Annotated in this window: 19 protein-coding genes; 9 read left to right on the forward strand and 10 right to left on the reverse strand. The window is 62.0% G+C overall.

The window, feature by feature from the left end; genetic code table 11:
- Positions 1-237: 237 nt before the first annotated feature.
- The 3 genes from ACYQ1Z_RS14005 to ald all read right to left on the reverse strand — a co-directional run bounded on the left by ACYQ1Z_RS14005 (position 238) and on the right by ald (position 2,662).
- Positions 238-732, reverse strand: coding sequence for an HtaA domain-containing protein (locus tag ACYQ1Z_RS14005; protein WP_459793138.1), 495 nt, complete (start codon positions 730-732; stop codon positions 238-240).
- 490 nt (positions 733-1,222) lie between these two features.
- On the reverse strand, positions 1,223-1,480 hold the full coding sequence (locus tag ACYQ1Z_RS14010; protein WP_459793139.1) for a hypothetical protein: 258 nt from the start codon (positions 1,478-1,480) through the stop codon (positions 1,223-1,225).
- 66 nt (positions 1,481-1,546) lie between these two features.
- A complete protein-coding gene (gene ald, locus ACYQ1Z_RS14015) occupies positions 1,547-2,662 on the reverse strand; it encodes an alanine dehydrogenase (protein ID WP_459793140.1) in 1,116 nt (371 codons plus the stop codon).
- A gap of 137 nt (positions 2,663-2,799) precedes the next feature.
- Between ald and ACYQ1Z_RS14020 the strand changes: the two genes are divergently transcribed.
- The 5 genes from ACYQ1Z_RS14020 (at position 2,800) to ACYQ1Z_RS14040 (ending at position 8,038) form a co-directional block, all read left to right on the forward strand.
- A complete protein-coding gene (locus tag ACYQ1Z_RS14020) occupies positions 2,800-3,282 on the forward strand; it encodes an Lrp/AsnC family transcriptional regulator (protein ID WP_459793141.1) in 483 nt (160 codons plus the stop codon).
- 204 nt (positions 3,283-3,486) lie between these two features.
- Positions 3,487-3,909 carry a PAS domain-containing protein gene (locus tag ACYQ1Z_RS14025; protein ID WP_021470771.1) on the forward strand — a complete coding sequence of 141 codons (423 nt, stop codon included), beginning with the start codon at positions 3,487-3,489 and terminating at the stop codon, positions 3,907-3,909.
- 44 nt (positions 3,910-3,953) lie between these two features.
- Positions 3,954-4,733 (forward strand): MBL fold metallo-hydrolase, encoded by a 780-nt coding sequence (locus ACYQ1Z_RS14030; RefSeq protein WP_459793142.1) that lies wholly within the window; start codon positions 3,954-3,956, stop codon positions 4,731-4,733.
- Positions 4,734-4,922: 189 nt separating this feature from the next.
- Positions 4,923-5,648 carry a winged helix-turn-helix transcriptional regulator gene (locus ACYQ1Z_RS14035; RefSeq protein WP_459793143.1) on the forward strand — a complete coding sequence of 242 codons (726 nt, stop codon included), beginning with the start codon at positions 4,923-4,925 and terminating at the stop codon, positions 5,646-5,648.
- A 233-nt stretch (positions 5,649-5,881) separates the two neighbouring features.
- Complete coding sequence (locus tag ACYQ1Z_RS14040; RefSeq protein WP_459793144.1) at positions 5,882-8,038, forward strand: amylo-alpha-1,6-glucosidase; 2,157 nt, start codon at positions 5,882-5,884, stop codon at positions 8,036-8,038.
- 241 nt (positions 8,039-8,279) lie between these two features.
- On the opposite strand, the gene ACYQ1Z_RS14045 is transcribed toward ACYQ1Z_RS14040, so the two are convergent.
- Positions 8,280-8,672, reverse strand: coding sequence for a cupin domain-containing protein (locus ACYQ1Z_RS14045; protein ID WP_459793145.1), 393 nt, complete (start codon positions 8,670-8,672; stop codon positions 8,280-8,282).
- A 281-nt stretch (positions 8,673-8,953) separates the two neighbouring features.
- Here ACYQ1Z_RS14045 and ACYQ1Z_RS14050 point away from each other — a divergent pair, with 281 nt between their 5' ends.
- Together ACYQ1Z_RS14050 and ACYQ1Z_RS14055 are read left to right on the forward strand one after the other, a co-directional pair.
- The gene (locus tag ACYQ1Z_RS14050; protein WP_459793146.1) at positions 8,954-9,259 is read left to right on the forward strand and encodes a heavy-metal-associated domain-containing protein; all 306 of its coding nucleotides are present in this window, start codon (positions 8,954-8,956) and stop codon (positions 9,257-9,259) included.
- Positions 9,260-9,479: 220 nt separating this feature from the next.
- Entirely contained in the window at positions 9,480-10,829 is a 1,350-nt protein-coding gene (locus tag ACYQ1Z_RS14055) for an MFS transporter (protein WP_459793147.1), read from the forward strand.
- A gap of 262 nt (positions 10,830-11,091) precedes the next feature.
- Here ACYQ1Z_RS14055 and ACYQ1Z_RS14060 read toward each other — a convergent pair whose 3' ends face one another.
- The 6 genes from ACYQ1Z_RS14060 to ACYQ1Z_RS14085 all read right to left on the reverse strand — a co-directional run bounded on the left by ACYQ1Z_RS14060 (position 11,092) and on the right by ACYQ1Z_RS14085 (position 20,880).
- A complete protein-coding gene (locus ACYQ1Z_RS14060) occupies positions 11,092-11,514 on the reverse strand; it encodes a GNAT family acetyltransferase (protein WP_459793148.1) in 423 nt (140 codons plus the stop codon).
- A gap of 160 nt (positions 11,515-11,674) precedes the next feature.
- Positions 11,675-14,899, reverse strand: coding sequence for a type I restriction endonuclease subunit R (locus ACYQ1Z_RS14065; protein WP_459793149.1), 3,225 nt, complete (start codon positions 14,897-14,899; stop codon positions 11,675-11,677).
- Positions 14,896-16,002: a PDDEXK nuclease domain-containing protein gene (locus ACYQ1Z_RS14070; RefSeq protein ID WP_459793150.1), complete on the reverse strand. Its 1,107-nt coding sequence runs from the start codon at positions 16,000-16,002 to the stop codon at positions 14,896-14,898. The genes ACYQ1Z_RS14065 and ACYQ1Z_RS14070 overlap by 4 nt, the downstream gene beginning before the upstream one ends.
- Positions 15,999-17,093, reverse strand: a complete 1,095-nt coding sequence (locus ACYQ1Z_RS14075; RefSeq protein ID WP_459793245.1) for a restriction endonuclease subunit S — start codon at positions 17,091-17,093, stop codon at positions 15,999-16,001. Before ACYQ1Z_RS14075 ends, ACYQ1Z_RS14070 begins: the two co-directional genes overlap by 4 nt.
- 119 nt (positions 17,094-17,212) lie before the next feature.
- Positions 17,213-18,841 carry a class I SAM-dependent DNA methyltransferase gene (locus ACYQ1Z_RS14080; RefSeq protein WP_459793151.1) on the reverse strand — a complete coding sequence of 543 codons (1,629 nt, stop codon included), beginning with the start codon at positions 18,839-18,841 and terminating at the stop codon, positions 17,213-17,215.
- Complete coding sequence (locus tag ACYQ1Z_RS14085; protein ID WP_459793152.1) at positions 18,841-20,880, reverse strand: hypothetical protein; 2,040 nt, start codon at positions 20,878-20,880, stop codon at positions 18,841-18,843. Before ACYQ1Z_RS14085 ends, ACYQ1Z_RS14080 begins: the two co-directional genes overlap by 1 nt.
- 270 nt (positions 20,881-21,150) lie before the next feature.
- Here ACYQ1Z_RS14085 and ACYQ1Z_RS14090 point away from each other — a divergent pair, with 270 nt between their 5' ends.
- Both ACYQ1Z_RS14090 and ACYQ1Z_RS14095 read left to right on the forward strand, forming a co-directional pair.
- Positions 21,151-21,825, forward strand: coding sequence for a coiled-coil domain-containing protein (locus ACYQ1Z_RS14090; RefSeq protein ID WP_459793153.1), 675 nt, complete (start codon positions 21,151-21,153; stop codon positions 21,823-21,825).
- A 55-nt stretch (positions 21,826-21,880) separates the two neighbouring features.
- A complete protein-coding gene (locus ACYQ1Z_RS14095; protein ID WP_459793154.1) occupies positions 21,881-22,564 on the forward strand; it encodes a DUF4352 domain-containing protein in 684 nt (227 codons plus the stop codon).
- Positions 22,565-22,667 lie beyond the last annotated feature (103 nt).

Below are 22,667 nucleotides of genomic sequence, written 5' to 3' on the forward strand. Positions count from 1 at the left end.
CGGTGTGGCGGCGCTGACGTTGCGGCTTGGAAGTGTCCTGGACACCCAGCGCCGCGCCCCCGGCACCGGTTATTCACGGGGGCGGGAACACCCCATGTCCGTCGTGATCGGATGCGCCAGGTATGTTGAAGCGCCTAAGTGTCTTGGGCTCCTCGCAGTAGACAGAGGCACCCGTTTCTTCAGGTGCTTAGAGCACCGGCCCAAGCGGTGCCGAACAGCTTCCCTCAGGAGACGACGTCACGGTACTTTCACGAAGGACGGTGCTCTCATGGTCAGCGGAGCCAGGGTCTCTCCGGCTGAGTAGCTGTCTGCGAAGACAGCCGCTCCTGCGCTGGTCAACGCTACCTGGACATCCGCCCACATGGTTACGCCGTCTTCCACCGACACCGGTGGCAAACGGAGATCTGCGAGCTGCACCGTCTCGCTTCCTTGCTCGATGGACAGGCGTGCCCCGTCCGGCCCGACCTCAATTTTGGGGTTGCAAATTGCGACCGACATGAGCCCGTGATGGGCAAGGAAGCGCGCCTCCCCACCGAACTGGAGCACAAAATGATCACCGTCAGACCGATCCAGGCTCTTGAACGGGAAATAGAACTGCCGGGTATTGGTCACGGCAGCACCCTCACGCAGGAGTATGCGTCCGTCATGCATGGACTGCACGTAGCGGACAAAGCTGTCTTTGACCGCCCATGCCATGCCGAGATCTGCTCTTTCAACAGTGAGTTCGGACATCAGGATTCCTTCGTCGTTGCCAGGTTGCACAGGCCGGCGGCGCTCCCCGCTCTCTGACACACCAGGTAGGGGAGGGCCTTGCCGGCTGTTCATCTTCGACCATTTTCGTGGCGGCTCAGATGATCGACATGTACTGCGGGCACATCATTCGCGGAGACCGTGTGCCTGGCGCCCATCGGAAAGGACGGTCGTAGAGGTTAAGAGCATGACGGGGGGAGCGCTGATGGGCGCGGCCGATCAGGCCCTGGCGGGAATTAGAGGGCCATGTTCAGTCGTTCAGACGCGATGCACTCGTAGACGATCCCGGGAGGAATCTGGTGGCAGAGCTCCAGGGTGTAGGACCAGGGGCCGTGCCAGGTGACAAGAACACCTGACGCTACAGTATGGCCCCGTTGGGAACGCAACACGGTGATGGCTGCTGACAATTCATTATCACTGTGAACCCTTTCCCGATGCTGTACGTATCCAGCTGCCTTGGACTGCCCGCCCCTCATGATGCGGTCTCCCACTGGGCATCAGGGCAACGGCTGAGCCCATCGGTTTCCCATTTGTAGTCGACCCACACGTTGAAACCGTCTGCCCGGTGAAAGAGCCGGCGGGGCTCAGCGCCGTCACTGTCGAGCCACAGGATTTGATCATCATCGGTGACTGCATCGACAACTCCGCGCCGGATCTCCTCATCCTGAAGTTTAATAATGACCAGCTGGCCAATCAGCGGCTGCCACTTGGGTTGCAGGTGAAATGCCATTCGATGCTTTCCCTTCCTGTGAAGCGGGCCGTGTCTGCCTTCTATCGGGCAGACACGGCCGATGCCTTAAACCGTTACCAGGTCCTGCCAGTCGGCGAGGTCATGCCCGTGGGCGTCGCTGACAGACTTGTGGGTGACCTTGCCTGCCGCCACGTTCAGACCGCCGGCGAGGGCTGGAAGACGGTCGAAAGCGCCTTTGACGCCGTGGTTTGCAAGGGCTACCGCGTAGCGGAGCGTGACGTTGGTCAGCGCGTAAGTGGACGTGTTCGGGACGGCGCCCGGCATGTTTGCCACGCAGTAGAAAATGGTGTCGTGGACCTTGTACGTGGGTTCCTGGTGCGTGGTGGGGTGGGTATCTTCAAAGCAGCCACCCTGGTCCACGGCGATGTCAACGAGCACCGAGCCGGGCTTCATCCGAGCCACGAGGTCGTTGGTGACAAGCTTGGGTGCCTTCGCTCCCGGGATCAGGACGGAGCCGATGACGAGATCAGCATCGATAACGGACTTTTCGATCTCGTATGAGTTGGACGCTATGGTCTTCAGGCGGCCCTGGTACTGGGCGTCCAGCTCGCGCAGCCGGTTGATGTTGATGTCCAGGATGGTGACGTCGGCGCCGAGGCCGAGCGCCATGGCCGCGGCATTGGTGCCGGCGACGCCTGCACCGAGGACGACAACCTTGGCGGGACGGACGCCCGGAACGCCACCGAGCAGCACACCCTTGCCGCCTGCCGGCGCCATGAGCGAGGTCGCACCGACCTGAACGGAGAGCCGGCCGGCCACCTCGGACATCGGGGCGAGCAGCGGCAGTGCCCGGCCCTCCTGGACGGTCTCGTAGGCGATGGCTGTGACACCGGAGTCGACAAGCGCCTGGGTCAGTGCGGGTTCCGCTGCAAGGTGCAGGTAGGTGAAAAGCAGCAGGCCCTCGCGGAAGTGCCGGTATTCGGATGCTACGGGTTCCTTGACCTTCATCACCATGTCGGCCCGCGCCCAGGCCTCATCTGCGGTCTGGACGATCTCGGCTCCGGCAAGGGCGTATTCCTGATCACTGATGCCGGAACCGGCGCCGGCGCCGGTTTCCACGAGCACGTCGTGGCCGTTTGCTTTGAATTCGTGCACGCCGGCGGCAGTGATGGCGACGCGGAACTCGTTGTTCTTGATTTCCTTGGGGACGGAGATGATCATGGCTGATGCTTTCTGAGGGGATTGAGGCTTGTGGGCAAAAGAATGACAGAAAATGCGGAAACGGGAGTCCAACTCGCAGGATCTGCGGCAAAATAGAAGAAACTGCACAATTCACACAATGTGAGGAGCGTTACAGAGTGTCGGACTCGCAGAAACTGCAACAGGTGACATTGGACGAAGTCGACCAGAAGCTTCTGCGCCTGCTTTCCAACAATTCAAGGCGTACCAACCAGTCATTGTCGGAAGCTCTCGGACTTGCGCCGTCAACCTGTCTTGCCCGCCTCAAGGCGCTCAAAGAGTCGGGGGTAATCAAGCGGTTCACCGTCGAAGTCGCACCCGAAGCGATGGGCCTGGCACTCCAGGCCCTGGTCAGCGTGCGGCTCAGGCCCGGTGCCCGGCACCTGATGAATGCCTTCGGAAGCGAGTTGCGGGACCTGCCCGAGATCAAGCAGTTCTTCGTTCTTGGCGGTGCAGACGATTTCCTGATCCACATCACGGCCAGGAACACCGAGCACATCCGTCAATTCGTACTGGACCATCTGTCATCGAATCCCGCCGTCGCAGGTACCCAGACCAACCTCGTGTTCGAACATGGCCACGGAAGCGCCTTCGGGCTCTAGGAACCTGGGACAAACTGCCACCGATGGCCCAAGCCAATGGGCATCCCCCGTTTTTCCCGCATCTGGGGCCGGGCCCAGTCATCGACACGGCAGTGACGCTGACTCGCTCCGGTCCATGTCTTGCACTAGTGAGGCACGCCGCCAAGTGCTCCAATGACATTACGAGGCGCGAAAGCGCCGCTTATCAGGGAAAGGAACGCAAAAGTGTCATCCTCAGATGCACGTAACCCCGACTTCCAGAAAATCTTTGAAAGTCTGCCGAACCAGTACATCATCGTCACCCCGGACAGAACGATTGTTGCTGCTACGGACACCTTCCTTGCATCTACAGGGAAGAGCCGTGAGGCTATCGTCGGCATGGACATCCTTGACGCGTTTCCAGACAACCCCGACAACCCGGATGCCAAGGGGACAGAGATCCTGCGCGGCTCCATCGAGCGTGTTGTCGAGACGGGCAAGATCGATATTCTTCCGCCTGTTCGCTATGACATTGAGAACGCTGACGGAATTTTCGAGCCCCGGTGGTTCCAGCCCCTGAACGCTCCGGCTTTCGACGATGACGGGAAGCTCGTCTATGTCCTGCACGGAGCGGAAGACATCACGGCTCAAATGACAAGCAAAAGCTGAGCTCTCGGAATCAGCCGACACCAACCCGATAAAGGACTGAAATCATGGACGACGTCAAAGTGACCCTCATCGGAGGGCCGACCCTGCTCCTCGAGATCGCGGGCTACCGGATGATCACTGACCCCACCTTCGATTCCCCCCAGGTCTATCACCACCCCATCGCTGGTCCCGTCACCAAGGAACTCGTCCCCAGCTCCACCCCTGAGGAGCTTGGCCAGGTTGACCTGGCTCTCGCCTCCCACGAGCACATCGACAACCTGGACGTGGCTGGCCGCGGTTTCCTGACGATGGTGCCACTTGCCCTCACCACGACGGAGGCGGCGGAGAGCTTCGGTCCCAACGTCCTGGGTATCAGCGACTACGAGACTCGTACCGTTGTACTTCCCGATGGAAGGCAGATGAAGATCACGGCTGTGCCGGCGCATCATGGCCCGGAGGGCGTGTGGGACGCGCTCGGGCCCGTTATCGGCTTTGTCCTCGAGGCAGAGGGCATGCCGACCGTCTATATCAGCGGCGACAACTCCGAGCTGGATATTGTCCGTGAAATCGCGGATCGTTTTCCAGCAATTGACATCGCTGTGCTCTTCGTCGGCGGTGCCAAATTCGATGTGATTGCAGACGGCGCATACATCACGCTCAGCAACGACCGGGCCCTGGAGGCGGCCAAGATCATGGGCGTCAAGAAGGTCGTTCCGGTGCACGAGGATTCGTGGGCACATTTCAGCCAGGATGCAGACCAGATCAGCAAGCTCTTCGCCGATGCGGGGCTCAACGACCTCCTCATTGCTTTGAAACCGGGGGAGTCTGCGGACATCCGGCTCTAACAAAGGGACGGAATCGAAGGTTGGACGGTTATCGGCCAACCTTCGATTCTTGCTTTAAAGGCAGAAACGGTGAAGGCCTGCCACGGACAGGGCGACAATAACTTATGTGCGTGGCGCACACACAGCACCTCCAAGGGTCGGGAAGAATGGCGGCAGAACAACTCACGGATCGCTTGGAGCTCAGGGACGATGACGACCACTGCGGAGCAGTTCACCCGGGAACAGGACAACCCGGCGAAGACAGCAGGGTGCCCTAGTGCCGATTATTGGTCGATATCACAAGGGCTGCGGCTGCTGGGCGACCGCTGGTCCCTATTGATCGTGCGTGAACTCCTCGGCGGCGAAATGGGGTTCAACGATATCTCCCGGGCGCTTCCTGATCTTTCCCGGACGCTGCTTTCCCAGCGGCTCAAGCGCCTGGTCCAGCTGGAGCTTGTCATTCGCAACGATGAAGCCGGCCCCCGCGGCTCACGCCGCTACAGACTGACGCCGGTCGGCTACGCACTGCGGCAGACCTTGGAGTCGCTGGGCCTCTGGGCGAGTCAATGGCAGGCGCCCTTTGAGAATGACTTGCGGATAGGGCTTGGCACGCTGCTCGAACATATGGGCCGCAGCCTTGTGCCAGATTCCCTGCCCCGGAAGTCGATTGTCTTGGGCTTCGAGTTCGACAACGTCAGGGGAGCTCCTTTTCAAGGCTGGATCTGCACAGAGAACAGCAAGACAACCGCAAGCATCGGCCGCTCGGAGCGTGTCCCGGACCTTCAGGTTCATGTCGCCCCGCGGGTCCTCTACGACCTCTGGTGGGGTCTGCGCCGCTGCGAGGAGGCGCGGCAGCTGGGATCCATCGGGTTTGTTGGCCCGCAGGAGTGGGCTGCGGACTTTTCAGGCTGGTTCGCCCCTCGGGCAGCTTCCTAACAATCAGCGCGACCGCCATACAGTGCCCCGCGCGTTGTCAGGCCCGCCTTTTCCCGGTTTCCTGCTACAGAGGTACGTTGCACTGGGTCCTGTTTCTGGAGACAACTGAGAGGACGGCAACCAGGACTACACCCCTTCGCCCGGGAAGAGTAGGGTAAATCAAACAAAGGTGCCGTCGCGCAGGGGTGATTAAGAGACCACGGTGCCGGCGCTGCTTTCTTGGAGGAAGCAGGATGGCTGGATGGAATGCTGACACGGCTGCCGGCCCAGTGGGGGCAGGGACAGTTACGCTGGTCGAGGAAACTTCGTTCTGTATCTCCTTGTCAAACGGGGACATCCATTCCGGGCATCCGCATGGCCTGTTCGTGCAGGACACCCGTTTCCTGTCCCGCTGGAACCTGACTGTCAACAGTCACGCGCTTGAGTCCCTGGCTGCCGAGACGCGCGAGCCATTTCGGGCCCTGTTTGCAGGTCGCGTTCCCCGTTCCGACGGATATGCCGACAGCCCGCTGATCGTGGAGCGCCTGCGGGACGTCGGCGCGGGTATTCAAGAGCAACTTACGGTCCGCAATTACTCAACAAAGCCTGTCGAATGCGTGATTTTCCTCGAGGTTGAAGCGGACTTCGCGGACCTTTTCGAAGTGAAGGAAGCCCGGATCCAGCGTGCGTGGGACGCAACCAGGTACGTCGATGGGGACCAGCTGACCATTGCCGGCGTTTGGCAAGGCCTGCGAAAACGGGTCGTCATTCAGGCTCCGGGGGCAGACGTGAAGCCGGAGGGAGTCACCTATCTGGTGTCTGTCCCGCCGCGCGGGCACTGGAGCACCGTTGTCAGCGCCATGGCTGATGTCGAAGGTTCCGCCCGGAGCGCGGCATTTGTCCACATTGATGGGGAAGGCTTGTCCCCCAGTGAGCGGCGCCGCAAAGAATGGGTTACCAGGATCCCGGTCGTCCGAATGAGTAACCGATCCATCGAACGGACGCTACGGCGGAGCTACGACGACCTGGGTGCCCTCCGGATCGAGGACCCAAATCATCCCGAACGCGTTGTGGTCGCGGCAGGTGCACCCTGGTTCATGACGCTCTTTGGCCGGGATTCCTTGTGGGCCTCGGAAATGGCGTTACCGGTGGATCCCTCGCTGGCTCTGGGGACGCTGCAGACGCTGGCGGACCGGCAAGGAAGCGTAGTGGACCCGGTGACCGAGGAGGAGCCCGGCAAGATCCTGCACGAAGTAAGGCTTAGCCTCAATGCCGGTTTGGCCCTTGGGGGCAAAACGGCGTACTACGGAAGCGTGGACGCGACTCCGCTGTTTGTTGATGTGCTCGGCGCCGTCAGCCGGTGGGGATTCGGAGCAGATATTATCGCCAATCTGCTGCCCCACGCGGACCGCGCCCTGGAATGGATAAGTCATTACGGGGACAAGGACGGCGACGGTTTCGTCGAATATGAACGTCTCAACGACCAGGGCCTCATAAACCAGGGCTGGAAGGACTCCTGGGACGGCATCAATTTTGCCGATGGAACGCTTGCCGAGCCACCAATCGCGCTCTGTGAAGTCCAAGCGTACGTCTATGCCGCTTATACTGCCCGCGCCTGGATGGCATACGACGCAGGGGACACAGCACGCGGAGATGAACTCGCCGATCGGGCGGCGGAGCTGAAGCGAAAATTTAACGAGCAATTCTGGATGCCGGACCGGGGGTACTATGCAATCGCACTCGACGGCAGAAAGCGACAGGTGGACGCGTGTGCGTCCAACATGGGCCACTGTCTGGTCTACGGCCTCGTAGACCAGGACAAGTCTCCCCTGGTCGCCGAGCGCCTGATGTCTCCAGAGATGTTCAGCGGCTGGGGCGTACGGACCTTGGCCAGCGATATGGGTGCCTACAACCCGGCCAGCTATCACAACGGTTCAGTATGGCCGCATGACAATGCAATCATCGCTGCCGGTCTGTTGCGGTATGGCTTCGTAGCGGAAGCACAGCGGATTACGACTGCAATATTGGAGGCCGCCGAATGGTCGGGTGGGCGCTTGCCCGAGCTCTTCTGCGGCTTCAGCCGTGACCAGTTCGCCGAACCCGTACCCTATCCAACGGCGTGCTCGCCCCAAGCCTGGTCAGCGACCGCACCGATCCTCCTGCTGACGAATCTGATGCGATACGACGTTCACGTCTCCCGTCGGGGACTATGGATGGATCCTGTACTCCCGGAAGCCTATGGGGATCTGCACATCACCAACGCACCTGTGGGCGGCGGCCGAATCACCATCGACATCAACAAGTCGGGCCCCGCCATTCAGGGCCTGCCTGAGTGGATAGAATTTCGACGCGGACATCGGCCTTGGATTACGGAACTGGTCGAAATGGCAGACCGCCGGCGACAGAAGTAATTAACTAGGCTGTCGTCACGCATCGAGCTCGCAGGGCCCTCATCCCCTTCTGGGCCGAAGCCGCCAAGCAGTTAGATGATGACTTCGGGCATGCGCCAGCAAGAACGTCGGATGCCATTCGAGGTCTGATGCCCGGCATGCCTCCCGTCAGGTGCAGCGACTTGCCCAACGGGAAGCATGCCATGATGCCTATCTCCCGCGCTCACCGTGTCCGCAGATCACATCGTGCTGCTGGCCAGTCTCAGTGCTCCGGCCAGTAGTTGTAGACGTCACTGGTCCCGCGCATGAATTCGATAAACACGCAGTCCTCGTCCCCGACGGTCCATGCTTCATGCTCAGGAGGAAGCATCATAAGATCTCCGGCTGAGAATTCCTCCTCTGATCCGGTGCGCTGGCGCACACCCAAACTGCCTTCCAGGATGTAGGCGACATGCGGCATAGGACACATATCCGTGTCGAGAATTCCGGTCCTAACCGCGTCCTCCGTCACTGATGCTCCCACCGGGAAACGGACGAGAAGGGCGCTGGCGTCAAGGGTCACCATCCTCTTCGTAATCCGCCCGATAGTAATGAGTTCGTACTTGTCCTCGTCGACAAAATTGGCCTTCTGCATACGTGTGAGGTCTACAGCCATAGTTCTTCCTCTGCTCCTTCGTCGTGTAAAGCGTCCGCATTGACGCCTTGTTTCAATTCAGCGACCTGCTCTCTATTCAGGACAAGTACGAAATCTGTACTGACCCCACCCGGGCACGCCGGAAAGGCGCTCACACCTACCGACTTTGTGCCATATACCCCTGGGGGGTATATTAGTTGCGTTGTCAGTGACAAGGTTTGTCCCGGCCGGTGCCCGCACCCGCTTTCACAGCCCGTCAACCCCAGCGCCCATTGATGCTCCATCAAGGAATGGAAACTGACATGTTTGAATCTGGAAATCGCACTGAGCTTTCCCTCGCCCCGTCGAGTGCGGGATGCAGTTGCTGCACAGCCAACGTCTTACCGCAGCCCACCTCCTCCGCTGCTGAGTTCACTCTCGAGGGCCTAACCTGCCGGCATTGTGCCCGGACAGTCGAGAAGGCCGTCCTGGCCCTTGAGGGAGTGGATTCTGTGGCTATTGAGCTCGTTCCTGGTGGCCTTTCCCGCGTCCTGGTGGGCGGTAAAGCCGCCGCGGCCGCTGTGCGCCAGGCCGTCCTTGCCGCCGGTTACGCGGTTGTCGGCAAGTAATTCCCTGGAACTTCACGCGCGGCAAAACGGCCGAGAAGTTGGCGCCCCTCCCGAAACAGGAGGCGTCGAAGCGCGCCCGCGGGCGAATGAATCCCTCCACAACTGGCCAGCGGGGTACACCCGAACCCCAGCAGGCCGTGCAACCCAAAAAAACACCCGACCCGGGAACCCCTGAACTTTCTGCGGGCTCTGCTGCCCGCCAATTTGTAGAGGACATGCTATGACCGGAAAAACAGGACAGCGGCGCGGATTGGTGCCGTTGCTGGTGATCGCGACTGCACAGCTGATTCTGGTGCTCGATGACTCCATCGTGAACATCGCGTTGCCGAGCATCCAGCAGGAACTCGGGGTGAGCGCCGTGCATCTGCCCTGGATTGTGAATGCCTATATCCTCACGTTCGGGTCTCTGCTGCTCCTGGGCGGTCGGCTTGGAGATCTCTACGGACGGCGGCATGCGTTGCAGGCCGGTCTCGCGCTCTTCGTCATCGCATCGCTGGCCGGGGGTCTTGGCCCCAACAGCGAGACGCTCATCGCAGCCCGAGCGGTGCAAGGGCTGGGAGCAGCACTGGTTGCGCCCAACGCCTTGGCCCTTATTGCCACAACCTTCTCCGAACGCAAGACCCGTGATGCAGCCCTGTCGCTGTACGGCGCGATGTCCGCACTCGGAATTGTGGTGGGATTGCTTCTTGGCGGCGTCCTGACCGACACCCTCGGCTGGCGGTGGGTCTTCTTCATCAACGTACCTATCGGCGTCCTCGTGCTCCTGGGCAGCCGGACCTTGGTGAGCGCAGGACGGCACGCCGGGAACCTCGATGTCAGAGGCGCCATGTTGGGAACCAGCGGCATGGTCGCCCTGGTGTACGCAATTACCCGCTTTGGCGAGGAGGGCTTCGCTGACTCTCTGGGCCTTGGCCTGGTAGCCGCTGCAGCCCTGCTGCTGGCTGCCTTTATCGCCCTGCAATCCCGCAGCAGCATGCCACTGGTCCCACTGGGGCTGTTCCGGGACCGGGGCCGCGCCGGCGCATACGCCTCCATGCTGCTGCTGGCCATTGGTCCCATGGGCAGCTTCTACGTAATCACCCTTTATCTCCAGCAGGTTCAGCATTACAGCCCACTGCAGACCGGTGCCAGCTGGCTGCCGTTCGCCGCAGGGCTGGTGCTCGGGGCAGGGGCCGCGCCTAAGCTGCTGCTGAAGATGGCCACGCGCCTCATCGCAGCAGCGGGGGCACTGCTCAGTGCCGGGGCTGCCTTCTGGTTCTCCTTCATCCAGGTAGACACGAACTACTGGCTGCACCTGGCACCGGCCATGTTCATCCTCGCCCTTGGGTTCGGCCTCGGAATTATTGCCCTGACCCAGGCAGCGGTCTATCACACGAAGGAAACTGAGGCTGGAATTGCCTCCGCCCTGCTGAACTCAGCCCAGCAAATCGGCGTTGCCCTCGGACTGGCCGTTTTGGCGGGCATTGCTGCAACGTCAGCAACAGCAGCCAGCATTCGGCCGCCACCGAGGCAGGCCAATTGGTCACCGGTTACGGCAGCGCACTTGCCGTCGCGGCTGGGCTTCTGGTGACTGCAGGAATACTGGCTGCAGCTACCTTGCCTTCCCGAACTACTGCGGAAGCAGAAGCCCCCGCCGCTGCTGGGGCACTTTAGCCGGATCCCGTGGGCTATGGATGAAAAGGTACAGCATGCGCGCCCGGTACCGGGCGCGCATGCTATTTGTGCACGACGCCCCCAAGGCCTTCAGGATTAAGTGGTGCTAAGTTACCCATCGGGGCGCCTGCCCGAGGCTGCTCTCCCACACCAGAACCTCGAGGACGTCTGGTGGGCGATCAATCGGTAATGAGACGTCTGGCGAACGTCAGGGAATCGCTGGGTTCGAATCCGACGGCACGCCAAAAATCCGCAGCAGCTGCATTTGTGCTGCGAACGTTGAGATGGATCTTGGGACAACCTAGGGCGCTGAGTCGCCGCTCAACATCCTGTACAAGGCCGCGTCCCAGCCCGCGCCCTTGGAATTCAGGATGGATCGCGAAGTAATGGATCCAACCTCGATGACCGTCATATCCGGCCATGGCCGTTCCGACCAAACGCTTGTCGTCATGTGCCACCACGAAAAGCTCCGGCTGCACCAGGAGCTTCCGCTCGATATCCTTTCGAGGGTTATTCCAAGGACGCACAAGTCCACAAACATTCCAAAGATCCACCACCGAATCCGCGTCTTGAGCGATAAAGCTCCGAAAAGTAACAGGCACTATTCCGTCCTCGGGACTGCTGTGGGCAATACATGGTGGACAACTGGACTTCCAAGGGGCGAGAGGTCCGTCCAGGCTCCGGGCAAGCGTATTTTCCGCTACACGCCGGGCCGCCGTTGAGGGTTTCAGGACATAGCTATAGAAGTGGGTTACGCGTTCCTTACAGTCGCGCCTCTGCGAACCTGGGTGCCATGGACTCCATCTGCTCCATGACCAGCTTGATCGCCTCAGGCTGCTTGTCCGGCGGGTAACCGAACCGGACCAGGAGCCGCTTGATCGAGGACCGCAGCTTGGCCCGAACGTCGTCGCGCACCGTCCAGTCTGTCCGGATGTCCCGGCGCATGACGGACACCAGCTCACGGGCAATGTCAGCGAGTATGCCCTCCCCTTGGATCTCCACGGCGGACTCATTCGAAGCCACAGCATCGTAGAACGCCAGCTCGTCAGAGTTCAGCGGGGGAGTGAAGTGTGCCCCGCGGTTGCCTTCGGCAGCCACTTCGCGCGCCAGCTCCACCAGCTCGGCAATGACTTCGGCCGACGTCAGCTGCTGGTTGGTGTACTTCCTCATCAACTCTGTGATGCGCTCGGAGAACGCCCGCTGGCGGATCACGTTGTTCCGTGTCGAAGCAGCAGACTCATCAGCGATGAGCTTCCGCAGCGCCTCGATCGCCAGTTGAGGATTGCTGGCCTTCTGGGTCTTGGCAATGAACTCCGGCGTCAGATCATCCAGCGAAGGCTTCGGCATGCCGGCTGCCTCGTAGATGTCCAGCACCTCGCCGGAAGACGTTGCTGATGCGATCAGGTTGCCGAGCAACCGCTGGATCTCCTCCGGCACCGGCTCGCCGCTTGCCTGGCGGTCTGCGGCGTCGAACTTGGCCATGTACACCCGGGTCTCCTCGTAGACCTGGATATCCGGCCGCAGTTCCGCCAGTGTCTCGGAGCCGGAACACAGCGCCCAGGCCCGCGCCAGCTGGCCTGAGTGCCGGCGGTATTTGGACGCCAGCGTCTCCTCGCCCTCAGCAGGCCGGTTACCGGGTGTTTCAGGGCTCCGCAGATAGTTGGCTGCGCCGGTGGCCGCGCTGACGAAGGCCTTGGGGCCGCCCCGCATCAGCACCGCTTTCCAGTCGTACCCGGCGAGCAGCCCGCGGAGCGTTTCCACCAAAGACACGGTCAGCCCGATGGCCTCATCCACGTTCCGGCCGACGGGCTTGTTTGCCTGGTCGTCCTTCGTGTACTCGCCCAAGGCCTTTGCCAGGTTCTCCGCCAGCGGGGCGTAGGCCACCAGCAACCCGTCCTTCTTGCCGCGGAAAGTGCGGTTCACTCGGGCAAGGGTCTGCATCAGCAGCGCGCCCTTCAGCGGCCGGTCCAGGTACAGGGTGTGCAGCGGGGGCGAGTCGTAGCCAGTAAGCATCATGTCTTTGACGATCACGAGCTCCAGCTCATCGTCGGCATCCTTCAGGCGTTCTTTCACCTGTGCGTTCAACGAATCCCGGCGCACATGCTGGATTACCGGCGGAACGTCGGTGGCGTCGCCCGAGTAGACCACCTTGATCCTGCCCTTTGCGAGGTCGTCCGAATGCCAGTCGGGCCGCAGCTCGACGATCGCCGTGTACAGCTTCGCGCAGATCTCCCGCGTGCCGCCGACGATCATCGCCTTGCCCGGCGATTCGATGAACTTGCCCATTTGGGCGCGCCGGCTCTCCCAGTGCGCGACCAGGTCTTCGGCCAGCGCGGCGATGCGCTGCGGGGCGCCGTACACGGCGTTCACCACTGCGACGCTCGCCTCGAGGCGTGCCCGCTCGGTGTCGTCCAGGCCCAGGGTGGCCTCGTCGGCCGCCTGGTCCAGGATCTCCTCTGTGACCTCGGACGCCAGGCCGACTTTGATCAGCCGCGGCTCGAAGTACACGGGCACCGTGGCGCCGTCCGCGACCGCTCGCGTGAGGTCGTACACGTCGATGTAGTCGCCGAACACCTCCCGCGTGTTCCGGTCATCGAACGAGATGGGCGTGCCGGTGAACGCGATCAAGGTCGCGTTCGGCAGGGCGTCCCGCAGGTGCCGGGCATACCCGTCAAGGTCGTCGTAGTGGGACCTGTGTGCTTCGTCCACGACCACGATGATGTTCCGCCGGTCTGACAGCAGCGGGTGCTCCGAGCCGGCATCTTTCTCCGCCTTGCTGCGTCCGAACTTCTGCAGCGTGGTGAAGTAGATGCCGCCGGTGGTGCGGTTGCTCAGTTCCTCCCGCAGCTCGGAGCGCTTGCGGATCTGTTTGGGCGACTCCGCCAGGAGCAGGCTCCGGTCAAAGCCCTCGAACAGCTGGCCGTCGAGCTCGTTGCGGTCCGTGATCACGACGATCGTCGGGTTCTTCAGCTTGCGGTGCCGGGCAACCAGGTTGGCATAGAGCTCCATCTCCATGGACTTGCCCGAGCCCTGGGTATGCCAGACGACGCCGGCCTTGCCGTTACTTTCCACCGCCTGGACGGTGCTGCCCACGGCCTTGGTTACGGCGAAGTACTGGTGCGGCTTGGCGATGCGCTTCACGAGCCCGTCGGAGCCTCCGTCGAACGCCGTGAAGTTGCGCGTCAGCTGCAGGAAGCGCTCCTGGTTGTACAGGCCGCTGAGGGCTGTTTCCAGCGCCGTGACGGCCACGCCGTCCTCCATGAACCCGGGAGCGACCGGCACACCGTCATCATCCACGTTCCAGGGCGAGAAGTGGTTAAGGGGAGTGAACGGCGTACCGTACTTGGCTTGGATCCCGTCGGAAGCCAGCGTGAACACACAGAATCTGAAGGCCATGGGGAACTCCCGCAGGTACGTCTGCAGCTGGGCATGCGCTGACGCTACATCGGCGGTGGCACTGCCGGCCTTCTTCAGCTCGATGACGCTCACCGGCATGCCGTTGCAGTACAGCACGACGTCGAAGCGGCGCTTGTAGTCGCCCTGCACCAGGGTCACCTGATTGACGGCGAGCCAGTCGTTCTGGTCGGGATCCTGGCTCAGCAGGTGAATTGTGGGGTTGGCCTCGTTGCCGTCCGAGTCGATGTAGCTGAGCCTGTAGCCGTCCACAAGGTAGTCGTGGATGCGGTGGTTCTCGGCAATGGCGTCATTGGACTTGGGCGAGCTGATTTCAGCCAGGGCCTGCTGCAGGTACTCGGCGGGAACCGTCGGGTTGAACTTCTGCAGCGCGACAAGCAGGCGCGACCGGATCAGCAGCTCATCCCAGGTGTCGCGTTCGTCTGTGCCGGGGGCGATGGCCTGCCCCGACATGGGCCGCCACCCGAGCGGCTCGGCCAGGAGCTCAACGGCCATGCCCTCCCATTCGGCTTCGGAAAAGGCTACGGCTGGTGCTGATGTCACGGCGGTTCCCCCTATTGGACCGGATGTCATTCTGGAATGTCCTGCGAAAGTTCGGCTTCGAGTTCGCGGATGCTGGGCAGGCTGGCGCTGAATTCCTCGGGCAGCGACTTGACCACGGTGTCTGTCCATTCGGCAACGCCGATCGGTGTTTTGTACCCACGGAGCGCGTACTCGGCGACCACGTTGTTCTTCTCCTTGCAGAGCAGAAGACCGATGGTGGGCTTGTCGTCGGCGTGGGCCAAGAGGTCGTCAACGGCTGCCATGTACATGCCCAGCTGCCCGAGGAAGCCGGGTTCAAACTTGGTCGCTTTGAGTTCAATGACCACGTAGCAGCGAAGCCTAAGGTGGTAAAACAGGAGATCAGCGAAGAACTCCTCGCCATTGATTTCAAGCCGGACCTGTTCGCCGACAAAGGCGAAACCCTGACCCAGCTCCAGCAGGAACTTCTCGACATGCTGGATCAGCTGGTGTTCGAGTTCACGCTCGTTGCGGCGGTCCGTCAGTGCCAGGAAATCAAAGACGTACGGGTCTTTGAGGGACTGCTGCGCAAGGTCGGATTCCGTCGCCGGCATGGTCGACGAGAAGTTGGTGACTGCCTGGCCTGAGCGCTCGTGGAGCTTGGTCCCGATCTGGTGGGCCAGGACATTGCGCGACCAGCCGTGTTCGACGGCGGCAGCTGCGTACCACAGACGTGTGGCCGGGTCGTTGAGCTTCTCCATCAGCATGATCTGATGGCTCCAAGGCAATGTTGCAACAGCCTGTTGCAACATTGCGGGGTCAGGCCATGACTGGGCGAAGGACTTCATGTAGCGGAGGTTCCGCGGGGAGAAACCCGTCGCATCAGGAAAGGCGGAGCGGACGTCCGCGGACAACCTGGTGACGACCTTGGCGCCCCAACCTTCCTGTGTTTCGCGCTGGGCAAGCTCACGGCCGATGGCCCAGTACGATGCCAGCAGCTCGCGGTTCGCAGCGCTGATGGCCTTGGACCGGCCGGTGCTGACCTGCCGGGTGACGGAGGCAAGCAGCTCGGGGTACCACTTCGGCATCGAGCTGACCGCCGGCGTGGCCGGAAACGATGCGTCCGCGGCGTGCTTCCGCGCTCCGGGCTGGATCTCACCTCCGACCCGGCTCATACCCCGGCCTCCTCCAGGACTTTCTCGGCGTCCTTGACACGCAGCTTGCCGGACATAAGCTGCGGCAGCAGGGCATCACGCGTGGCGACCAGTGTTCGATTTTCATTGAGGTAAGACTGGATCAGGCTACGCAGCGGGCGGACGGCTTCACTGAATCGGTTGATGAGGGCTGATCCCGGAAGCGCGATGTCGGCCGCAACGATGACTTTTGCATTCATGTTCTTCTGGACGGATCCGCTCATTGCGCCTTCGGCATACTCCAGATACTGCGGCGACCGAAGAAAGTAGTAGAGATAAAGTGCTTGAGCGGGATCGTGCGGCTTGAGGCGGACGAGGTAAGACGCGAAGACCGCTTCAGGGTCACCGGGATCGATGAAGGCAGCCTTGCCCGGATCCGCCATGCGAGCCACCAGAATATCCCCTGCGGAAACCCTGTACTTGCTCAGCTCCAAGTCGCTAACGGTGCAGTTAGGAGTAGTATCCCACTCGATCCATGGCTTCTTATTGATGTCGGTGACTCGCAGAAACTTCGGACCTGGTTCACCATGAGCCGACGTCGTGACCCCGTACTGTGTTGAAACCAAATCGGACAGCGAGAAGGTCCGATCCGCATTCTGATATGCGTGAGAGAAGAGTGACGTCGCTAGTTCTGCTGTCGAGGCAGTGACTTTGGTGTTGACGGCGATCTTGTCATCGAACGCCCCCAGCACTTCGGCAATCGCGCGCTGTACGGCCGGTTCTGGCACTTCCAGTGGGACCGCCGAAAGAATCGACGTGTTGAGGTTCGGCATGGTTGCACCGACAGCATGGCGAACGATCCAAGCCCGGGATTCCTCGGTCCCAAGAAGATACGAAATGAACGCCGGGTCATGTGTGGAGGTGTCACCAAGTCGTACTCGAAGGCACCCAGTGCCACATAGCCATCCCTCATTGGCATCACGGACAAGAGCGCGCTTCTCAACGTCGCCGCGACGAGAATAGACGATGTCGCCTTTCCTCATACGGTATTTACTAAGCCTTTGAGCGTCTGACTCTTGGATCCGCGCGATGCCGTCGGAGTGGATGACGTTGTCGCCAATGTTCTGCGGCATCACGCTGGGAACGCCTTCAAGAACGTAGTCTGAAGCGTGAAGTTGGCTCCCGAATGGGCCTGTCTGGATGCTTCCGCCACCTTCGAGGCAGAGGGCTCCAAGGGTCGTCTCGCGCCACGTCACAGAACTCGCCCCAACTGCTCGCGCACAACAGCCGCGAACCGCTCGGATTCGTCGAACTGCTCCAGCAGTTCCTTTGAGAGACGGTTGATCTTCTCCTCGATCGGCTCTCCGTCATCCTCGACTTCCGCTGCTCCGACGAACCGACCCGGAGTCAGCACGTAGTCTGCTGCCTTGATCTCCGCGAGGCTCGCCGAATAGCAGAAGCCGGCCTCGTCCTCGTACGTCAGGCCTGCCTCGGCCGCCGACGCAGTGCCGCGCCACGCGTGATAAGTGTTGGCGATCTTGGCGATGTCCTCATCGGACAGCGCACGCTCAGCACGGTCCACCATGTGGCCAAGGTTCCGGGCGTCGATGAAGAGCACCTGTCCGGTCCGGTCCACTGAACCCTTATTGCCGGCCGTCTTGTCTTTGGCGAAGAACCAGGTGCACACCGGGATGCCGGTGCTGCGGAACAGCTGCGTGGGCAGCGCCACCATGCAGGAGACGAGATCAGCCTCGACGAGCTGGGCGCGGATCTCACCTTCGCCGCCGGAGTTGGAGGACATGGAGCCGTTGGCCATGACCACGCCGGCGCTGCCGCCCGGTGCGAGCTTGGAGATAATGTGCTGGATCCAGGCGTAGTTGGCGTTGCCGGCCGGCGGCACCCCGTACTTCCAGCGGGGGTCGGATTCCGAGCGGGTCCAGTCTTTGATGTTGAAGGGCGGGTTGGCCATGATGAAGTCCGCGCCGTTGTTCCCGGTCAGCTCGGGGTGCTGGTCCCGGGCGAAGGTGTCCCCCCAACGGGAGGCGAGGTTGGCGTTGAGGCCATGGATGGCGAGGTTCATCTTGGCCATCCGCCAGGTGCGCTCGTTGAGCTCCTGGCCGTATACGGAGATGTCCGAGCCCTCCATGTTGTGGGCCTCCAGGAACTTCTCCGCCTGGACGAACATGCCGCCGGAGCCGCAGCAGGGGTCGTAGACGCGGCCGCGGTGCGGTTCCAGGACCTCCACGAGGACGCGAACCACGCCGGCGGGGGTGTAGAACTCGCCGCCGCGCTTGCCTTCGGCCTTGGCGAACTTCTCCAGGAAGTACTCGTAAACCTCGCCGAGCAGGTCGCGGGCCTTGCTGGCGCCCTGGCCCGTGAACCGCGCAGAGTTGAACAGGTCCAGCAGTTCGCCGAGGCGGCGCTGGTCCACATTGTCCCGGTTGTAGATGCGGGGGAGCGTCGCGGCCAGTGACTTGTTGTCCGTCATGATGTGGTCCATGGCCTCATCAATGAGCAGTCCGATCGATTTGGGGGCGGCGCCGTCCATCGCAGGCAGGCCCTTGGCGTTCTCCGCCAGGTAGCTCCACCTGGCCTTCTCGGAAACCCAGAAGACACCGCGGCCGGTGTATTCGTCGACGTCGTCGATCAGCTGGGCGATCTGCTCCTCGTTGAGCCCGTCAGCCTCCAGCTCTGCTTGGATCTGCTCCCGGCGTTCGTCGAAAGCATCCGAGACGTACTTTAGGAACACCAGCCCGAGGATCACGTCCTTGTACTGGGAGGCATCCATGGAGCCGCGCAGCTTATCCGCGGCCTTCCAGAGCGTGTCCTTGAGTTCCTTCATGGTGGACGGGGCGAGGTCCACCTTCAATTTCGGGGGCATTATGCAGTTCCTTCTGTTGGTGCGGCGTTTGGGGATAGGTGTGTCAGGGTGAGGCTTCCGCCCGCTACGCCGTCCGTAAACAGGGTAGCGAGTTCTTCCAGCCGTTCGAGGCGCCGCCGGCCCTCGCGCTGCTCGTGTTGAAAACCGGCAAGGACCTGCACGAGCGGCCGCCGTTGGGCGTCCGGTGTTCTGCGCAGGCGCCAACTGCTCCAGGTTTTATCGGCCGCAGGCAGACTGATAATGTCCGCAGCCACGACGTCGGGTACCAGGCCACCGGGATCGCCGTCATCGATCCTCAGGATCCGGGCGGGGAAGACGACGATGTTGCCGCCCTCATGGTCGACCCTCGCGGCGGGCCGCGGACTGGTGCAGAAGACGACGTCACCGGGCTCGGTGAGTCGTCCGTTGGGGCAGGCGGCGGCGAAGTCCAGGAGGCTGATAAACCGTGGTTCCGCGGTGTGGGGCTCCTGCAGCTCCCGCCGTCCAAGGACCTTTTTGCCTTCCCTGGAGTTGAACCTGCTCTCGGCGAGCCGGTTGCCCTGGACGTAGCGAAGGTTTCCTGCGGTGATCAGTTCGTGGACAGGAGCGGTGCCTGGCCGGTTGCCCTGTACGTCCGCCTGAACGTCGGGAATTGCCGGCAGCCCAGGCTGCTCCTGCGACAGGAGACGGATGAGTTCCTCGATCCGGAGCGCTATCTCTGCTCCGTCGGCTGCCGTCGGACGCTTGTTGGCCGGCGGGGCTTCAACGAGCGAGCCCTTGCTGGCGAGAAGGACGCGGGTCTGCAGCAGCTTGGCAAACCTGAAGGAGTGCGCACGGATTGTGGCGCGGGTGCCAATCGAGGCGACGATGTCGCTGATCAGGTCCTGCCGTACATCCGGGGTCAGCGATGTCGAGCTCAGGTCCGCCACCATGGTCCAGCGTTCGGCAATCGGCACCTCGGCGTGGGACGGTCCCAGCACCCAGAGGGCCTGCGGCTCCCGTGGCTTGGCTGGCAGGAGGCCGGCCTGGAGCCTGACCACGGCTCGGATCCTGCCAAAGCGAAGAAGGTCCGAGCGGAGCTGGCCCGCCTGGTCGTCGCTGATTGGGTCGCACAGCAGCCGGGCCGGTGCTATCACCACAGCGCGTTGGCTGTCGTCCATCTGAAGGACCGTGTTTTCGATAGCCGCAAGAATTTCCGTGGCATCAAGTCCTGGTTCGCCGGGGGAGGGATACTGAGCCACAAGGACGGCTGGCCCGTTGACCGAGAAAGCTCCCTCGGCGTCGATTTCCACGTGTTCACTGTCGGCGCCATGCACCATAAGGCGCCGTCGGGCAAGGCGTGACGGGCCACCGCGATGGTCCCCAATAAGCACAGACAGCGGCCGGGACTCCCCAAATTTCTGGACGATCCGGAGCATCACATCACTGCCGCCCGGAGTCGCATCGACGAACGGTGGCGCATCCAGCGTTTGTGCCAGTTCCATGGCAGTCGATGCCACGAGATCCAGTGCCGGGTGCGTCAGGGCTGTGTCGGATTGTTCGCGAAGGCCCTCCCGGAACCGCCGGGACAGCAATTTTTCGAAAGCAGCCGGTGCACTGAACGAGCTGTCCGCGAGCCTCTCGGCGAAGCCGGCCAGTGCGGACAGCTCAGGGCCCAGGGCTTCAAGCTCGGCATAGAGGAAGAGGTCATCCGGGTCCGCTTCATCGGCGGCGTCAAGCAGTTCGTCCGTGGTGCGCGGGCTGAGGTCCTGGCCGGTGATGACTTTCAGCGCAAGCAGCGAGGTCAGACCGTTGAACATCCGGCGGCCATCCTGGACCTCCGCATTAGCAGGAACCAACATCCTGGCGAAGGCCGCGACGTCGTTACGCGCCTCGGGGTTGTTGCCCCGGCCTGTTGCCTCGAGCCAGGCTGTGATGTCGCCGGCGTCGAACAGCTCGCTGCCGTTCAGCTGGCCGGATGGTACCGGGAACGGCAGGTGGCTGTCGCTGCTCCGCTTTCGCCACATGGAAACCACGGGCCGCTGGACCCGCGCCAGGGCGGCAACATCAGCCAGCGTCATACGCAATGATCCCGTGGATGTTTCCATGCCTGCCCCCAATCGGTCGTGGTCGTTTGCCCAGCTTAGTTGGCTTATCACCCAGTGCAATCGAACTGCTGATAAGAGGGGTTATCAGCCTTTATGAGCATGTTGCACACCATGTCGCCCTAAGTTCATTCCTGCAGCCCAGGAAGCAACCTTTCGGAGCTGTGGCGGCGGCGGGGAACCACGCATTGGGGGATCGGTATCCCGCCGCCGGTCCTTTTTCGATTGCGACCTTGGGGAAAAACCATGAAGACCGAAAACACCACGCCGGCGCCCGGCACCAATCTGGCCGGAACAGTCCCGGCTCCTGAGGCTGAGCCGGCCGAATCGAACGCAGTGCCTCGCAGTCGGCGCCGCGGGAAGCGGGCTTTGGGCGGACTCCTTGTCGGCGTCCTGCTGGCTGGCGGAACCGCATTTGGCACGACGCTTCCGGATCCCACGACCAGTGAGGCGTACCGTAGCGTGGCAGACGCCAAGGCGGGGGCCGAATCCGAGCGGGACTCACTCCGGTCCGACTATGACTCGCTCAAATCCGACTACGTTACCCTTCAGGCCGGTATCGCCGACAAGGAAGCGAAGGTCCAGGCCCGCGAGACCGAAGTCGGCAAGGCAGAGTCCGCGGTGAAGTCCGCCGAGGCAGCCGTCAAGAAACGCGAAGAAGCAGTGACAGCTGCAGAAAAGCAGAAAGCCGCCAACACGGTATCCGACGGGACATGGACCGTCGGCAAGGACGTCGCCGCCGGAACCTACCGGGCCACAGCCGACGTGGGATCCAGCTGTTACTGGGGCATCTACGAGACCGGAAGCAACGGCGGCAACATCATCGAAAACGATCTCCCGGGCGGGGGCCGACCTTCCGTGGCTCTCTCCGCCGGCCAGGATTTCAAGTCCAGCCGATGCGGCACCTGGACAAAGCAATAACCCGCACTGCCGGGCCTCACCAACCTCTTGATTCATCACCTACGAAAGGCATCCCATGACACACCAGAGCTTCGATCCCATCTCGCCGGCCGCGGCAGCACCCGCTGCGGCAAAGCGCCCCTTCTACAAGAAGAAGCGCTTTGTGATTCCTGGAGGGCTTCTCCTGCTGAGCATCGTTCTTGGCTCCTGCGGCGGTGGAGGCAAGTCAGACAGTGATGCTCCGGCGCCGGCGCCTGCTGCCACCAGCTCGTCATCTCCGACTGCCGCCGGGCCGGAGTCCACCGGTGCCGCTCCTGCGGAGGCAGCAGCTGCCAGTCCTGCGCCCGCCGCAGAGGCACCAAAGGCACCCGCCGCTCCCACCGTGGGCAAGCCCTTCACAATGGATCTCGGCAACGGCGACGTCGCCAGGATTACGATTCTGTCGGCCGTCCGCAAGACATCTGTGAATACGCAGTTTTCGTCGCCCGCCAAGAACGGCACGTACCTGCTCCTGGACGTCCTCTGGGAGACGACGTCGGGGGAGACCAGCTCGAACCCGTTCTATTTCTCGGCCAAAGATGCCAATGGCCGGAAGGCCGACCAGAACCTGTTCGTAGACGACCAGCTCGGGTCCGGCAAGATCCTGCCCGGCGACAAGTCCCGCGGCTTCATCGCCTTCGACGTGGCACTCGGACCGGTGACGGTGATGATTTCCGATCCGCTGATGCAGGAAGCCGCGCGCATCCAGATCGCGGGGTAGCCGCGCCGGACCTCAGCTTGCGCATGTAACGGAAGTTGGGCTCATAAAGCTGTTTAGCGGGCGAGTTTGAATGTGTCACGCAAGAGCAGCCAGAATTAAGGCA

The organism is Arthrobacter sp. AD-310, from assembly GCF_054656615.1.

Excerpts from the sequence above, each read along its gene's own strand:
- ACYQ1Z_RS14005 (WP_459793138.1), bottom strand. The coding sequence starts at position 732 with ATGTCCGAACTCACTGTTGAAAGAGCAGATCTCGGCATGGCATGGGCG.
- ACYQ1Z_RS14010 (WP_459793139.1), bottom strand. The coding sequence starts at position 1,480 with ATGGCATTTCACCTGCAACCCAAGTGGCAGCCGCTGATTGGCCAGCTG.
- ald (WP_459793140.1), bottom strand. The coding sequence starts at position 2,662 with ATGATCATCTCCGTCCCCAAGGAAATCAAGAACAACGAGTTCCGCGTC.
- ACYQ1Z_RS14030 (WP_459793142.1), top strand. The coding sequence starts at position 3,954 with ATGGACGACGTCAAAGTGACCCTCATCGGAGGGCCGACCCTGCTCCTC.
- ACYQ1Z_RS14035 (WP_459793143.1), top strand. The coding sequence starts at position 4,923 with ATGACGACCACTGCGGAGCAGTTCACCCGGGAACAGGACAACCCGGCG.
- ACYQ1Z_RS14040 (WP_459793144.1), top strand. The coding sequence starts at position 5,882 with ATGGCTGGATGGAATGCTGACACGGCTGCCGGCCCAGTGGGGGCAGGG.
- ACYQ1Z_RS14045 (WP_459793145.1), bottom strand. The coding sequence starts at position 8,672 with ATGGCTGTAGACCTCACACGTATGCAGAAGGCCAATTTTGTCGACGAG.
- ACYQ1Z_RS14050 (WP_459793146.1), top strand. The coding sequence starts at position 8,954 with ATGTTTGAATCTGGAAATCGCACTGAGCTTTCCCTCGCCCCGTCGAGT.
- ACYQ1Z_RS14055 (WP_459793147.1), top strand. The coding sequence starts at position 9,480 with ATGACCGGAAAAACAGGACAGCGGCGCGGATTGGTGCCGTTGCTGGTG.
- ACYQ1Z_RS14065 (WP_459793149.1), bottom strand. The coding sequence starts at position 14,899 with ATGACATCCGGTCCAATAGGGGGAACCGCCGTGACATCAGCACCAGCC.
- ACYQ1Z_RS14070 (WP_459793150.1), bottom strand. The coding sequence starts at position 16,002 with ATGAGCCGGGTCGGAGGTGAGATCCAGCCCGGAGCGCGGAAGCACGCC.
- ACYQ1Z_RS14075 (WP_459793245.1), bottom strand. The coding sequence starts at position 17,093 with ATGCCGCAGAACATTGGCGACAACGTCATCCACTCCGACGGCATCGCG.
- ACYQ1Z_RS14080 (WP_459793151.1), bottom strand. The coding sequence starts at position 18,841 with ATGCCCCCGAAATTGAAGGTGGACCTCGCCCCGTCCACCATGAAGGAA.
- ACYQ1Z_RS14085 (WP_459793152.1), bottom strand. The coding sequence starts at position 20,880 with ATGACGCTGGCTGATGTTGCCGCCCTGGCGCGGGTCCAGCGGCCCGTG.
- ACYQ1Z_RS14090 (WP_459793153.1), top strand. The coding sequence starts at position 21,151 with ATGAAGACCGAAAACACCACGCCGGCGCCCGGCACCAATCTGGCCGGA.
- ACYQ1Z_RS14095 (WP_459793154.1), top strand. The coding sequence starts at position 21,881 with ATGACACACCAGAGCTTCGATCCCATCTCGCCGGCCGCGGCAGCACCC.